Annotated in this window: 15 protein-coding genes; 10 read left to right on the forward strand and 5 right to left on the reverse strand. The window is 63.0% G+C overall.

Annotated elements, in window-relative coordinates:
- Positions 1–8: 8 nt before the first annotated feature.
- Positions 9–1529 carry an exopolyphosphatase gene (gene ppx, locus Mame_RS18240; RefSeq protein ID WP_018067611.1) on the forward strand — a complete coding sequence of 507 codons (1521 nt, stop codon included), beginning with the start codon at positions 9–11 and terminating at the stop codon, positions 1527–1529.
- 81 nt (positions 1530–1610) lie between these two features.
- On the opposite strand, the gene Mame_RS27375 is transcribed toward ppx, so the two are convergent.
- From Mame_RS27375 to Mame_RS18250, 3 genes are all read right to left on the reverse strand, one after another.
- Positions 1611–1814, reverse strand: a complete 204-nt coding sequence (locus Mame_RS27375) for a hypothetical protein (RefSeq protein WP_236953505.1) — start codon at positions 1812–1814, stop codon at positions 1611–1613.
- Positions 1815–1829: 15 nt separating this feature from the next.
- The gene (locus tag Mame_RS18245; protein ID WP_236953506.1) at positions 1830–2546 is read right to left on the reverse strand and encodes an IS110 family transposase; all 717 of its coding nucleotides are present in this window, start codon (positions 2544–2546) and stop codon (positions 1830–1832) included.
- A gap of 392 nt (positions 2547–2938) precedes the next feature.
- Positions 2939–3739, reverse strand: a complete 801-nt coding sequence (locus tag Mame_RS18250; RefSeq protein ID WP_026173930.1) for an ion transporter — start codon at positions 3737–3739, stop codon at positions 2939–2941.
- A 204-nt stretch (positions 3740–3943) separates the two neighbouring features.
- Between Mame_RS18250 and Mame_RS18255 the strand changes: the two genes are divergently transcribed.
- The 3 genes from Mame_RS18255 to Mame_RS18265 all read left to right on the forward strand — a co-directional run bounded on the left by Mame_RS18255 (position 3944) and on the right by Mame_RS18265 (position 6583).
- On the forward strand, positions 3944–4753 hold the full coding sequence (locus Mame_RS18255) for an MBL fold metallo-hydrolase (protein WP_051085181.1): 810 nt from the start codon (positions 3944–3946) through the stop codon (positions 4751–4753).
- A 76-nt stretch (positions 4754–4829) separates the two neighbouring features.
- Positions 4830–5576 (forward strand): YebC/PmpR family DNA-binding transcriptional regulator, encoded by a 747-nt coding sequence (locus tag Mame_RS18260; RefSeq protein ID WP_026173928.1) that lies wholly within the window; start codon positions 4830–4832, stop codon positions 5574–5576.
- A 209-nt stretch (positions 5577–5785) separates the two neighbouring features.
- Positions 5786–6583, forward strand: coding sequence for a hypothetical protein (locus tag Mame_RS18265; RefSeq protein ID WP_026173927.1), 798 nt, complete (start codon positions 5786–5788; stop codon positions 6581–6583).
- 6 nt (positions 6584–6589) lie between these two features.
- Here Mame_RS18265 and Mame_RS18270 read toward each other — a convergent pair whose 3' ends face one another.
- Positions 6590–7591 carry an LLM class flavin-dependent oxidoreductase gene (locus tag Mame_RS18270; protein WP_018067409.1) on the reverse strand — a complete coding sequence of 334 codons (1002 nt, stop codon included), beginning with the start codon at positions 7589–7591 and terminating at the stop codon, positions 6590–6592.
- Between the two features lie 100 nt (positions 7592–7691).
- Positions 7692–8621 (reverse strand): LysR family transcriptional regulator, encoded by a 930-nt coding sequence (locus tag Mame_RS18275; RefSeq protein WP_018067408.1) that lies wholly within the window; start codon positions 8619–8621, stop codon positions 7692–7694.
- A gap of 87 nt (positions 8622–8708) precedes the next feature.
- On the opposite strand from Mame_RS18275, the gene Mame_RS18280 reads away from it, so the two are divergent.
- From Mame_RS18280 to ruvB, 6 genes are all read left to right on the forward strand, one after another.
- On the forward strand, positions 8709–9584 hold the full coding sequence (locus Mame_RS18280) for an oxidoreductase (protein ID WP_018067407.1): 876 nt from the start codon (positions 8709–8711) through the stop codon (positions 9582–9584).
- Between the two features lie 114 nt (positions 9585–9698).
- On the forward strand, positions 9699–10214 hold the full coding sequence (gene ruvC, locus Mame_RS18285) for a crossover junction endodeoxyribonuclease RuvC (RefSeq protein ID WP_018067406.1): 516 nt from the start codon (positions 9699–9701) through the stop codon (positions 10212–10214).
- 263 nt (positions 10215–10477) lie between these two features.
- Entirely contained in the window at positions 10478–11098 is a 621-nt protein-coding gene (gene ruvA / locus Mame_RS18290) for a Holliday junction branch migration protein RuvA (protein WP_018067405.1), read from the forward strand.
- Between the two features lie 53 nt (positions 11099–11151).
- Positions 11152–11412, forward strand: coding sequence for an AbrB/MazE/SpoVT family DNA-binding domain-containing protein (locus Mame_RS18295; protein WP_018067404.1), 261 nt, complete (start codon positions 11152–11154; stop codon positions 11410–11412).
- Positions 11409–11807 carry a PIN domain-containing protein gene (locus Mame_RS18300; RefSeq protein ID WP_018067403.1) on the forward strand — a complete coding sequence of 133 codons (399 nt, stop codon included), beginning with the start codon at positions 11409–11411 and terminating at the stop codon, positions 11805–11807. The genes Mame_RS18295 and Mame_RS18300 overlap by 4 nt, the downstream gene beginning before the upstream one ends.
- Positions 11804–12844 carry a Holliday junction branch migration DNA helicase RuvB gene (gene ruvB / locus Mame_RS18305; RefSeq protein ID WP_018067402.1) on the forward strand — a complete coding sequence of 347 codons (1041 nt, stop codon included), beginning with the start codon at positions 11804–11806 and terminating at the stop codon, positions 12842–12844. Before Mame_RS18300 ends, ruvB begins: the two co-directional genes overlap by 4 nt.
- The last annotated feature ends 15 nt before the right edge of the window (positions 12845–12859 follow it).

A 12859-nucleotide genomic window follows, 5' to 3' on the forward strand; every position in this document is an offset into this window, starting at 1 on the left:
GGGTATTTATGGTCGAATCTGAAGCGCAGGGGCGCCTTCGCGGAATCTCCCCTGTCTCCGTGGTCGATATCGGATCGAACTCGGTTCGCATCGTCATCTATGAAGGCCTGTCGCGCGCGCCGACCGTGCTCTTCAACGAAAAGGTCCTGTGCGGCCTCGGCCGCGGCATTGCCGCCAGCGGCAAGATGAACGAGGAAGGCGTGGAACGGGCGCTGAGGGCGCTGAAGCGCTTCAAGGCGCTCGCGACCCAGGCCCGTTCGGTCACCATGCATGTGCTGGCGACCGCCGCGGCGCGCGAGGCGAGCAATGGCCCGGCCTTCATCGAGGCGGCGGAGAAGATCCTGGGCATCGATGTCCGGGTCCTGACCGGTCGCGAGGAAGCGCTCTATTCCGCATATGGCATCATCAGCGGCTTTCACCAGCCGGACGGGATAGCCGGCGACCTCGGCGGCGGCTCTCTCGAACTCATCGACATCAAGGACAAGACCTATGGCGACGGCATCACGCTGCCGCTAGGCGGCATCCGCCTTTCGGAGCTTTCGGAAGGCTCGCTGGCAAAGGCCCGCAACTTCGCCAAGAAGCAGGTCAAGAAGGTCACTTTCCTGGAAAAAGGCCGCGGCCGCACCTTCTATGCCGTCGGCGGCACCTGGCGAAACATCGCCAGGCTCCACATGGAGATCAACAATTATCCGCTGACGATGATGCAGGGCTACGAGATCGGCTTCGACGAGATGATGGCCTTTCTCGACCGCATCGGCGCCGACGAGGAGCAGAAGGACCCGGCCTGGCAGGCGGTTTCCAAGAACCGCCGCATGCTCTTGCCCTTCGGCGCGATCGCGATGCGCGAAGTGCTGAGCGTGATGCAGCCGAAGACGATCAGCTTTTCCGCGCAAGGCGTGCGTGAGGGCCTGCTCTATTCGCTGTTGAGCGCGGAGGAACAGGATCAGGACCCGCTGCTGGTGGCCGCGCGACAACTGGCGCTGCTGCGCGCCCGCTCGCCCAAGCACGCAGCCGAGATTGCCGCCTGGACCGGGCTGATGCTGCGCCGCTTCGGGATCGAGGAAACGCCCGAGGAGGCGCGCTATCGCCAGGCCGCCTGCCTGCTCGCCGATATCAGCTGGCGCGCCCATCCCGATTTTCGTGGTCGCCAGTCGCTGAACGTGATTGCCCATTCCGCACTGACGGGCATCACCCATCCCGGCCGCGCCTTCATCGCGCTCACCAATTACTACCGCTATGAGGGTCTGCGCGACGACGACCATACAGACGGGCTCGGCACGATCGCGACGCCCGAACTCCTGGAGCGCGCCAAGCTGCTCGGCGGCCTCCTGCGCGTCGCCTACCTGTTCTCGGCCTCCATGCCCGGCATCGTCGGCGCGCTCGACTTCCTGCCGGCGAAGGACAAGGAATTCGATCTGGAACTTGTGGTGCCGGAGCAGCACGCCGATTTCATCGGCGAGCGCGTGGAAGGACGACTGGATCAGCTTGCCAAGCTCACCGGCAAGAAACTGACGATCGCGACCATGTGATACTGTTCTGATCGAGATCGGGGCCCGCGCTTACGGCATGGGTCCAGTTTGCTGACAAACCTCTCACCATATTCCGCGTCATCAACTCTGTTGGATGACTTTCTCTGTGAACCTTGCATTGAGGATCACGACGATTTTTCGCATGACTGCTGCGATCGCGACGATTGGCTTTTTGCCGGCTTCGACAAGGCGCTTGTAGAAGGCGGCGAACTCGCCCCTTCCGCGGGCGGCCTGCATGGCCGGCATGAACAGGATGGTGCGCATGACGGGTCTGCCGCCGCGCATTCTCCGGTAACCGATCTAGTTGCCGCTCTCGTTTGGGTGCGGCGCCAGGCCGGCCAGCGCCGCCGCCTTCTTTCGATCCAGCGTCCCGAGTTCGGGCATTGTGGCGATCAGGGCGGCGGCGGTTGTCTCCGCGATGCCGGTCATCGCCATTGCGATGCTGGCCCTGGCTGCAAAGGCTTCGCTGCGCATGAGCATGCGGATTTCCTTGTCGAGCAGCGCGATCTGGCGATTGATGGCAGCGAGCATGGCCTTGAAGGTGACGGCAAGTTCACGTCCGCCCGGCGCCATGGCGCGGTTTTGCTCGGCGACCCTGATGGCGACCAGATCGGCGCGGCGGCGCACAAGGGCCTTGAGCCTTGCCTCTTCAGGGTTTTCAGCCTGCCACAGGGACAGGCTTGCCCAGCGTTCCATGCCATAGGCGACCATTTCCCGGGCATCGATCGCATCGCTCTTGCCGACCCGTCCACGCGAACGAATGAAGGCCTTGAGCCTGCGCGTATCGGCCCGGTGGACGGCAAGGCCGCGCCGCAGGCACTCTTCGATCAGGACGGTTTCATACCCGCCGGTGGGTTCGCAGATGACCAGATCTGCCTCGCAGTTTCGCAGGAAGCGACGAATATCCCTGCTGCGATTGGCGATGACGGTGGCCGGACCGCCGCAGGAAACGGCGATCGTGTCCTTTGCAACGTCGCAACCAAGACAGATGTGCGGAGGGTGATGCAAAACGACCATGGCGATGCTATCCTTTCAAGGCATGCTTGGGATTGTTTGCGGGCGTGGCAATCAGCGGCCCAATCAACTCTTCAAGCGGTTGCTCGGTGCAACAGTGACCTTGATGACAGCGGGTATTCCACCCAATACTCGGACGGTCGGCTGTTGCAGCAGCTGCGGGCAAGCCAACGGTCCGCAGCTGCATCACAACAATAGCGCAGATCCGACAAACAATCCTCGGGCTTGACCCGAGGATCCAAGCCGCCTGACAAGGGGTTGTCATAAGACTTTGCAAATTCAGCGACTTAAACCGCCTGGATGCTCGGATCAAGTCCGAGCATGACACAAGACGGAAGGGCTCATGAGAAATGATGGTCAAAGCTTATTGCTTTGTCATCCTTCCAGGCCCGCGCTCACGTCGCGGACCGCTCGTTTCTCAGCGCCGCCACCTCCTGCCTCAGCGCCTTCAGTTCGGACAATATCTGCAGCATTTCCGGTTCGCGCGCCTGCCGGCTCTCCTCCAGCAGTTCCTGCTCATGCTCCTTCTGCATGGCCGAGACGATGATGCCGATGAACAGGTTCAGCACGGTAAACGCCGTCGACAGGATGAAGGGGACGAAGAATAGCCAGGCATTCGGATAGACATCCATGACCGGGCGGACGATGCCCATCGACCAGCTTTCCAGCGTCATGATCTGGAACAGCGAATAGATCGACGCGCCGAGCGAGCCGAACCATTCGGGGAACGCCTCGCCATAGAGCTTGGTCGCGATCACGGCGAAGATGTAGAACACCAGCGCCATCAGCACGATGATCGATCCCATGCCGGGAAGGGCCGCCACCAGCCCGCCGATGACGCGCCGGAGCGACGGGATCATCGACAGGAGACGCAGCGCCCGAAGGATCCTGAGCGCGCGCAACACCTGAAGCGGGCCGCTGGCCGGAATGAGGCTGATCGCGACGATCGTAAAATCGAACAGGCTCCAGGGATCGCGAAAGAAGCGCAGCCTGTGGGCATAAAGCCGCAGCGTGATCTCGATCACGAAAATGGTGAGCACCAGAGCGTCGAAGAAGCGCAGCAGCGGGCCGGCAAAGCTCTGCATGACGGTTTCGGACGTCTCGAAACCCAAAGTGATGGCGTTGATGACGATGACGGAGAGGATGAAGGCCTCCCAGGAACGGGAACTCATCCAAGCCTTTACCTTTTCACGCATTATCCGCACGCTCTCCGCAGTGACCCAGATCGGCCTTCGAGATGGGGAAATTTCGCGCCGAAAGCAAGTAAGCGGCGGAGACATTTTCAGCCGCCGACAATGCCGGCAATCACGAATGTGTGATGAACCGGAACGCCGGCCCACATGGACCTTTCGGCGGTTCTCCCGCACACTGGCCCGATCAGGACAATCTGGGGAATGGCAATGCTTCGCTCATGCGCGATGCTTATCCCGGCGTTTCTGGCGCTCGCCGCAACGGGCGTCGCCCAGGAGGCGCGCCCGCCCGTCAGCCAATGCCAGGCGATCGCCGAACGCCTGCCGCAAGTGAAATTCGCAAGCTTCGTGCCGGTCGCCTACGAGGCGCCGGAAGTCTCGATCAGCTTCATCGGTCATTCGACCTTCCTGATCGAAAGCCCCGGCGGGGTGCGGATCGCCACCGATTATTCCGGCTTTCTGCTGCCCGGCGGCCCGGCGGATGTCGCGACCATGAACAAGGCGCATGAAAGCCATTTCACGCTGACGCCCGATCCCGGCATCGGCATGGTGCTGCATGGCTGGGGCGACACGCCCGGCCAGCCGATCGACCATGACCTGGTCGTGGGCGACGTCTATATCCGCAACGTCACCACCGATATCCGTGCCTGGGGCGCGTTCGAGGAGGACGGCAATTCGATTTTCATCTTCGAGGTGGCGGACCTCTGCATCGGGCACCTTGGCCATCTCCACCACGAACTCGCCGACAGCCATATCGCCGAGATCGGCCGGCTGGACGTGGTCATGGTGCCCGTTGACGGTGGACTGACGCTTGGCGCCGAAAGCATGAGAAACGTGATCGAACGCCTGCACTCCTCGCTGGTGCTGCCGATGCACCGCACCGGCCCGCGCGTGCGCGATTTCGCCGCCATGTTCGAGGGCGACTACGACGTGGTCTATTCCGACAGCCGCACCGTAACCCTGTCGCTCGCCTCGCTGCCGCGCCCGCCGCAGATCCTGCTTCTGCAGGGCGTTTGGTAACGCGCGCGGGCTTGAATGCGCGGCCCGCCGCCCGTATAAGGGCGCGCATTCAGACAAACAAAGACAGGGCGGAGCCATGGCTGGCCATTCACAGTTTAAAAACATCATGCACCGCAAGGGCCGGCAGGATGCGGTCCGTTCGAAAATGTTCTCCAAGCTTGCGCGCGAAATCACCGTCGCCGCCAAGATGGGCACGCCGGACCCGGACATGAACCCGCGCCTGCGCCTGGCGATCCAGAACGCCAAGGCGCAGTCGATGCCGAAGGACAATATCGAACGCGCCGTCAAGAAGGCCGCCGGCGGCGATGCCGAGAACTACGATGAGGTGCGCTACGAGGGCTATGGTCCCGGCGGTGTCGCCGTGATCGTCGAGGCGCTCTCCGACAACCGCAACCGCACCGCCTCCAACGTTCGCTCGATCTTCACCAAGGCCGGCGGCGCGCTCGGCGAAACCGGTTCGGTCGCCTTCTCCTTCGATCATGTCGGCGAGATCGTCTACAAGCCCGAAGCCGGCGACGCCGATGCGATCATGGAAGCCGCGATCGAGGCCGGCGCTGAGGATGTCGTTTCCGACGAGGACGGCCACACCATCTACTGCGGCTTCGAGGATATCAACGAGGTCTCCTCCGCCCTTGAAAAGGCGCTCGGCGAGGCCGAAAGCGTCAAGGCGATCTGGAAGCCGCAGAACACCATCCCCGTCGACGAGGAACGCGCCACCTCGCTGATGAAGCTCATCGATAATCTTGAAGACGACGACGACGTCCAGAACGTCTACTCGAACTTCGAGGTCGATGACGAGGTCATGGCCAAGCTTTCGGCCTGACCTTTCGCAGTCTCGACATTTGAAGCCGCCGGTCACTTTGATCGGCGGCTTTTTTGTTGCCGGTGGCACGGGCTGCGGACAGCGTTGCGAATCTGCACTCATGCGCGGAAAACGTGCAAAGTCGGTAGCGCCATGGGTTGGCGATGCTTGCAACCTTGAGAGAATAGGATTGAACTGACTTTTACGTTGGGGTTGTGGTGGAGGGGAAGATGCGTTTCATCGCGGCAGTATGCGCAATGGCCTTTGCGTTGATGGCTGGCCGTGCGCTGGCGGACGATGCCCAGGCCGACCTGGCCAAGCAGCTTTCCAATCCGGTCGCGCCGCTGACGGTGTTGCCGTTCCAGTTCAACTATGATCGCGGCTATGGCCCTGAAAAGGGCGACCAGTTGCAGCTCAATGTTCAGCCGATCATCCCCTTCAGTCTGAACGCGGACTGGAACCTGATCAGCCGCACCATCGTGCCCTTCGAGCAGCAAAGCGATATCGCCGGTCCTTCCGGCGACCAGTTCGGCCTGGGCGACACGTTGCTGTCGCTGTTTATCTCGCCGGTCGACAGCGGCGTCGACGGGCTGATCTGGGGTGCGGGGCCGGTTTTGCTGTTGCCCACGGCAACCGACGACCTGCTCGGAACCGAAAAATGGGGCGCGGGGCCGACCGGGGTCGTCGCCTTCGAACACGGGCCATGGACGAGCGGACTTCTCGCCAACCACGTCTGGTCCTTTGCCGGCGCGGAGGACCGGAGCCGCATCTCGACCACGATGACCCAGCCCTTCATCTCCTACAACACAAGATCGGCCTGGACCTTCTCGCTCACCAGCGAGGCGGAATATGACTGGGTGGGCGAGGACTGGATCGTGCCGATCGACTTCACCATCGGCAAACTGGTGATGGCCGGCAAACAGCCGATCAGCCTGACGCTTGGCGCGCGTTACTGGGCGACCGCGCCCGATAACGGCCCGGAAGGCTGGGGGCTCCGGGCCGTGGTCAGCTTCGTGTTCCCGAAATAGGCGGAATTACGCCGCCTCTTTAAGCTCATCGCGCAGAGCGCCGAACATGCCGACGGCCTTCAGCCGCGCTTCCACCGAATGCACGGGCACGGAGATGATCACCTCGTCGGCCTTGGTGTCGGCAACGAAGCGCTCCATCTTGGCCCTCGCCTTTTCCGGACCGCCGACGACGGCGAACTGGAAAGTGTGCTCGATCGACATCTTCTCCATCTCGGTCCAGATGCCGTCCATGCTTTCGACAGGCCGGGGCGTCTTGCCGCGGGCATTGCGGCGCAGCGCCACGAAGCTCTGCAGCGCAGAGGTGAACAGATAATCCGCCTCGTCATCACTATCAGCCATCGCGCCCATGACGCCGACGATCACATAGGGCTTTTCGAGCTGCGCCGAAGGCTTGAAATTGGTGCGGTAGATGTGAAGCGCTTCGAACAGCATGTCAGGCGCGAAATGCGAGGCGAAGGCATAGGGCAGGCCGAGCATGGCCGCCAGATGCGCGCTGTAGGTGGAGGAGCCGAGAATATAGATCGGAACCTTGGCCCCTGCCCCCGGATTGGCAAGCAGGCGCTGCCCCTCGACCGGATCGTCCATCAGCTGCTGCAACTCGACGATGTCGTTCGGGAAGGTCTGTGCTCCGGCGTCGAGATTGCGGCGCAGCGCCCGCGCCGTGTTCATGTCGGTTCCCGGCGCGCGTCCGAGCCCGAGATCGATGCGCCCCGGATAGAGCGCTTCCAGCGTGCCGAACTGTTCGGCGATTACCAGAGGCGAGTGATTGGGCAGCATGATGCCGCCGGAGCCGACGCGGATGGTGCTGGTCGCCCGCGCGGCCTCCGAGATCACCAGCGAGGTGGCGGCACTGGCAATGCCGGCCATGCCGTGGTGCTCGGCGAGCCAGAAACGGGTGTAGCCCGCCTCCTCGGCCTTCCTCGCCATCTGCCGCGTGGCATCCAGCGCCTGCGAAATGGTGCCGCCTTCGACAACCGGACAAAGGTCGAGAATGGAGAATTTGGTCATGGAAAATCCTGTCCCGGAATGTGTGTCTTTGACACATAATTAGGGATTGACAAGCCGGTTTGCAAAGTCTGGCTGTCGTGATGGCCGAAGAAACTGCTCGCTACCCTGTCTCGCCGGCCTGTCGCCGTTGTGCAGCCACGAAATCGATGAAGGCCCGCAGCGGGCGCGGGGTCAGGCGGCTGGAATAATAGAGAAAAGGTCCTTCGAAATCGGGGCACCAGTCCTCCAGGACGGGCGCCAGTTCGCCGGTTTCGAAATGCGGTTCCAGCCAGTTGCGGAAACTGTAGATCAACCCGTGGCCGGCGATCGCCAGCTTGACAGCGGCGCGCCAGCCGGGCGTGGCGATGATCAGCCGGGCGGTCGGATCGAGCCGCAGCGTTTCGCCGTCCTTTTCGAATTCCCAATCCGTCAGCGCCCCGGAAGCGAAACGCATTCGAATGCAGTCGTGAAAGAGCACGTCGCGCGGATGCAGCGGTTTCCCTCGACGGGCCAGGTATTCCGGCGCTGCGGCAAGCGCGGAGCGCTGCCGGGCCGGGCCGATCGGCGTCGCGATCATGTCCTGCGCCAGGTGCTCGCCATAGCGGATGCCGGCGTCGCAACCGGTGGCGATCATGTCGGTGAAACGGTCGTCGACGAGGATTTCGACCCGCACCTCCGGATGGGCCTTGGCGAAACCGTCGAGGATCGGCGGAAGAATATCCTCCATCACCGCGCCCGGAACCTGGATCTTCAGCCGCCCCCGCACCGTGCCCTCGCTGCTGGTGGCATCGGCGATGGCCGAGCGGGTTTCCGCGACCACCGGCTCCAGCCGATCGGCCAGCGCCCGGCCGGCTTCGGTCAGGTGAACGCTCCGGGTGGTGCGGATGATCAGCGGCACGCCAAGTTCCTCTTCCAGCCGGGTGATCGTCTCGCTGACCGTGGAGGGCGAATTGCCGAGCCGCCTGGCCGCGGCGCGAAATCCGCCCGTGCGGGCGATCACGAGGAAGGTCAGCAGGTCGTCGAAGGAGGGTAGCGGTTTATTGTTCGCCATACCGATCACCGTATTCGCAATTGTACGGATTATCAAGCGATCCTCCGTCGCCTATATCCGCTCCATGAAAGCACAAGGAGCACTCCAATGACCTCTCCAGCCTCGGCCGCCGGCCGCTTCACCTTTCCCGGAACGGACATTTCCGTCAACCGCATGGGCTTCGGCGCAATGCAGCTCGCCGGCCCCCATGTCTTCGGCGAGCCCAAGGATCCGGACGAATGCCGCGCGGTGCTGCGCGAGGCGCTCGCGCTCGGCATCGACCATATCGACACCAGCGATTTCTACGGACCCTACGTCACCAACCGGCTGATCGCCGAAACGCTGCACCCCTACCCCGACAATCTCACGCTCGTCACCAAGATCGGCGGCTGGCGCGATGACGCCGGCGGCTGGAACATGAACCACGAGCCGGATTTCCTGCGCAAATCCGTCGAGGACAATCTCGAGCGGCTGAAGCTCGACCGGATCGCGATCGTCAACCTGCGCATGGGCAGCGCCACCGGGTTCAGCGAGGATCGGGAACTCGTTGAGCCGATGAAGGCGATGCTGCGGATGCAGGAGGAAGGGCTTATAGGGCATATCGGCATTTCGACCGTGACCGCGCCCCAGGTGAAGATTGCCCAGGATATCGCCCCGATCGTCTGCGTGCAGAACCACTACAATCTGATCCACCGCGACGACGATGCGATGATCGACAGCCTCGCCGACCAGGGCATCGCCTATGTGCCCTATTTCCCGCTCGGCGGCTTCCTGCCCTATCAGGCTGACATTCTGGACCAGGTCGCAAGGGAGCTCGATGCCTCCATCCAGAAGGTCTCGCTCGCGTGGCTGTTGCAGCGCAGCCCGAATATCCTCGTCATTCCCGGCACATCTTCACGCGCGCATCTGCGCGACAATATCGCCGCCGCCGAACTGACGCTCGGCGAGGAACACCTGAAACGGCTCGACGCGATCGCGGCCTGATCGCTTACATCGTCCTGACGCGATACATGCGGAACGCTCGGTCGGCGCTCCGCATGTTTTTGTTTTGTTCACTTTTATCTGGAAGCCTCGGGGCAAGAACGATAGGGTGAATTCATGGAAAAGACGATTCGCATCATAGGCATCGATCCGGGGCTGAGGCGCACCGGCTGGGGCATTATCGAGACGCTGGGAAACGCGCTCAAGTTCATCGATTCCGGCACCGTCACCTCCGATGGCGATCTGGACCTGCCCTCGCGCCTTCGCCAGCTCCATGACGGGTTGTCGGAAGTGGTGCACGGCTTCCGCCCGGACGAGGCGGCGGTGGAGCAGACCTTCGTCAACAAGGACGCGGTGGCGACGCTGAAGCTTGGCCAGGCGCGCGGCATAGCCCTGCTGGTGCCCTCGCTCGCCGGACTTCCCGTGGCCGAATACGCGCCGAACGCGGTGAAAAAGGCGGTGATCGGCGTCGGCCACGGCGACAAGCAACAGATCCACATGATGCTGAAAGTTCTGATGCCGCGCGTGCAGTTCAAGGGCAGCGACGCGGCGGATGCCTTGGCCATCGCCATCTGCCACAGCCACAATCGCGGCGGCAACAGGATGATGAAGGCGGCCATGGCGGCGGGGTAAGGAAGAAACGGCCCCACGGCAACCAATCTCCCCCCTTGAGGGGGAGATGTCGCGAAAGCGACAGAGGGGGGTGAATATTGTCCGCGAATACAGAGTATCGGGCGTGCGCTGCACCCCTCTCTGCCCTGCCGGGCATCTCCCCCTCAAGGGGGAGATCGGCAAGTGGCGATGGGGTCGATGAAACGACAAACGGTGGACGGGGCGTCACACCACAATGACAGAGGCATACGCGTGAAGGCGTCACGTCGGAAGGAAAAATCTGCATGATCGGCAAGCTCAAGGGCGTGATCGACGAGATCGGCGACGACCATGTCGTGGTCGATGTGCATGGCGTCTGCTACGTCGCCTATTGTTCGGCGCGCACGCTGTCGCGCATCGGGTCGCCCGGCGAGGCGGTGGTGCTGTTCATCGAGACCTTTGTGCGCGAGGACCAGTTGCGGCTCTACGGCTTCATGAGCGCGGAGGAGCGCGGCTGGTTCAACCTGCTGCAGAGCGTTCAGGGCGTCGGCGCACGGGTGGCGCTGGCGATCCTGTCGACGCTGTCGGCGGGCGAGATCGCCAATGCGATCGCGCTTGGCGACAAGACCGCGGTATCGCGCGCGCCGGGCGTCGGGCCCAAGGTCGCGACCCGGATCGTCACGGAACTCAAGAACAAGGTGCCGGCCGGGCTCTCGATCGGCGACAGCGAGGCGATTTCCTTCCGCAGGGAGGTCGGCGAAGGCGCCGCGCCCGCCGCCGTCTCCGATGCGATCTCCGCGCTCACCAATCTCGGCTATTCCCGCGACCAGGCCGCAGGAGCCATCTCCGCCGCGCTGAAACAGGCCGGCGAGGATGCCGCGAGCGCAACCCTGATCCGGCTCGGCCTGAAGGAATTGTCGCAGTGATCCTTTCCTGATAGGATACTCCTTACAAATTCTGGATGGTAAGGAAAATGAGCATGAGCGTGTTTTACGGCACATTGACTTCCAAGGGACAGACGACGATCCCCGCTGAAGTGCGCCAGATGCTGAACCTGAAACCGGGCGACCGTATACGCTACATCATCCGCGACGGCGAAATCATCGTGCGGGCGAAGAACAGGCAGGCGAGCGACCTCAAGGGCCGCTTCCACGATGCCGACAGGGAGCCGGTCACGCTGGAAGACATGAAAGACGCCGTCGGTGAGGCGGTTGCAGAACATGTCGCCGAGCGGTCATGATCGGCCTCGATACCAATATACTGCTTCGGCTGGTTCTGCAGGACGACGCCGAGCAATGCCGGCGGGTGGACCGGCTGATGGAAAGCTTGCCGGAGCGCGGGCCGGGCCATATCAACGCGATCACGCTGATGGAGTTTTCCTGGTTCCTGAGGAAGCGGCTAAGGGTGGGACGCGCCGAACTTGCAGCGGCGATCGCAGATCTTCTGGAGGCGCGCGATATCGAGGTCGAGGATGAATGGCAGGTTGAAGAGGCGCTGGATCTGATGAACCGTACGCCGGCCGAATTTCCCGATATCCTGATCGCGCTTCGAAACACAAAATCCGGCTGCCATGCCACGATGACGCTCGACCGCACCGCAGCCGCCGCCATACCGGGAATGGAATTGTTGACATGAGTGAAGCCGACCGTCTGATTTCGCCGGACAAGCGCGGGGAAGACCTCGATGCGGCGCTGAGGCCGCAGACGCTGGACGATTTCACCGGCCAGGCGGAGGCGCGCGCCAATCTGAAGGTGTTCATCGAGGCCGCGAAACGGCGAAGCGAAGCGCTGGATCATGTGCTGTTCGTCGGCCCGCCGGGGCTCGGCAAGACCACGCTTGCCCAGATCATGGCCAAGGAGCTCGGCGTCAATTTCCGCTCGACCTCGGGCCCGGTGATCGCCAAGGCCGGCGATCTGGCCGCTCTTCTGACCAATCTCGAAGAGCGCGACGTGCTGTTCATCGACGAAATCCACCGGCTCAACCCTGCGGTCGAGGAAATCCTCTATCCGGCGATGGAGGATTTTCAGCTCGACCTGATCATCGGCGAGGGCCCGGCGGCGCGTTCGGTCAAGATCGACCTGTCGAAGTTCACGCTTGTCGCGGCCACCACGCGACTCGGCCTGTTGACGACGCCGCTGCGCGACCGGTTCGGCATTCCGGTCCGGCTCAACTTCTACACCGTCGAGGAGCTGGAACTGATCATCCGACGCGGCGCCCGGCTGATGGGGCTCGGCATGAGCGATGACGGCGCGCGAGAGATCGCGCGGCGCGCCCGCGGCACGCCGCGCATCGCCGGCCGGCTGCTGCGCCGGGTGCGCGATTTCGCCGAAGTGGCGGACGCAACCGAGGTCAGCCGCGCGATCGCCGACGAGGCGCTGACGCGGCTTGAGGTCGACCATATGGGGCTCGACCAGCTCGACCGGCGCTATCTCAACATGATCTGCCAGCATTTCGGCGGCGGGCCTGTGGGGATCGAGACGATCGCGGCGGGGCTTTCCGAGCCGCGCGACGCGATCGAGGATATCATCGAGCCCTATATGATCCAGCAGGGCCTGATCCAGCGCACCCCGCGCGGACGGGTGATGACGGCAACCGCCTGGAAGCATCTCGGCCTCACGCCCCCGAAAGATGCCGACCTCACCCAGTTCCGGCTGTTCGACGAAGGCGAGTGACCACCGGTTCCGCAG

It is taken from the genome of Martelella mediterranea DSM 17316, from assembly GCF_002043005.1.
In the GTDB taxonomy this organism is placed as follows: domain Bacteria; phylum Pseudomonadota; class Alphaproteobacteria; order Rhizobiales; family Rhizobiaceae; genus Martelella; species Martelella mediterranea.

Coding starts and splice junctions, on each gene's coding strand:
- ppx (WP_018067611.1), top strand. CDS start 9: ATGGTCGAATCTGAAGCGCAGGGGCGCCTTCGCGGAATCTCCCCTGTC.
- Mame_RS18270 (WP_018067409.1), bottom strand. CDS start 7,591: ATGACCAAATTCTCCATTCTCGACCTTTGTCCGGTTGTCGAAGGCGGC.
- Mame_RS18295 (WP_018067404.1), top strand. CDS start 11,152: ATGAGCGTGTTTTACGGCACATTGACTTCCAAGGGACAGACGACGATC.
- Mame_RS18280 (WP_018067407.1), top strand. CDS start 8,709: ATGACCTCTCCAGCCTCGGCCGCCGGCCGCTTCACCTTTCCCGGAACG.
- Mame_RS18255 (WP_051085181.1), top strand. CDS start 3,944: ATGCTTCGCTCATGCGCGATGCTTATCCCGGCGTTTCTGGCGCTCGCC.
- Mame_RS18245 (WP_236953506.1), bottom strand. CDS start 2,546: ATGGTCGTTTTGCATCACCCTCCGCACATCTGTCTTGGTTGCGACGTT.
- ruvA (WP_018067405.1), top strand. CDS start 10,478: ATGATCGGCAAGCTCAAGGGCGTGATCGACGAGATCGGCGACGACCAT.
- Mame_RS18300 (WP_018067403.1), top strand. CDS start 11,409: ATGATCGGCCTCGATACCAATATACTGCTTCGGCTGGTTCTGCAGGAC.
- Mame_RS18260 (WP_026173928.1), top strand. CDS start 4,830: ATGGCTGGCCATTCACAGTTTAAAAACATCATGCACCGCAAGGGCCGG.
- ruvC (WP_018067406.1), top strand. CDS start 9,699: ATGGAAAAGACGATTCGCATCATAGGCATCGATCCGGGGCTGAGGCGC.
- Mame_RS18275 (WP_018067408.1), bottom strand. CDS start 8,621: ATGGCGAACAATAAACCGCTACCCTCCTTCGACGACCTGCTGACCTTC.
- Mame_RS18250 (WP_026173930.1), bottom strand. CDS start 3,739: ATGCGTGAAAAGGTAAAGGCTTGGATGAGTTCCCGTTCCTGGGAGGCC.
- ruvB (WP_018067402.1), top strand. CDS start 11,804: ATGAGTGAAGCCGACCGTCTGATTTCGCCGGACAAGCGCGGGGAAGAC.
- Mame_RS18265 (WP_026173927.1), top strand. CDS start 5,786: ATGCGTTTCATCGCGGCAGTATGCGCAATGGCCTTTGCGTTGATGGCT.
- Mame_RS27375 (WP_236953505.1), bottom strand. CDS start 1,814: ATGCGCGGCGGCAGACCCGTCATGCGCACCATCCTGTTCATGCCGGCC.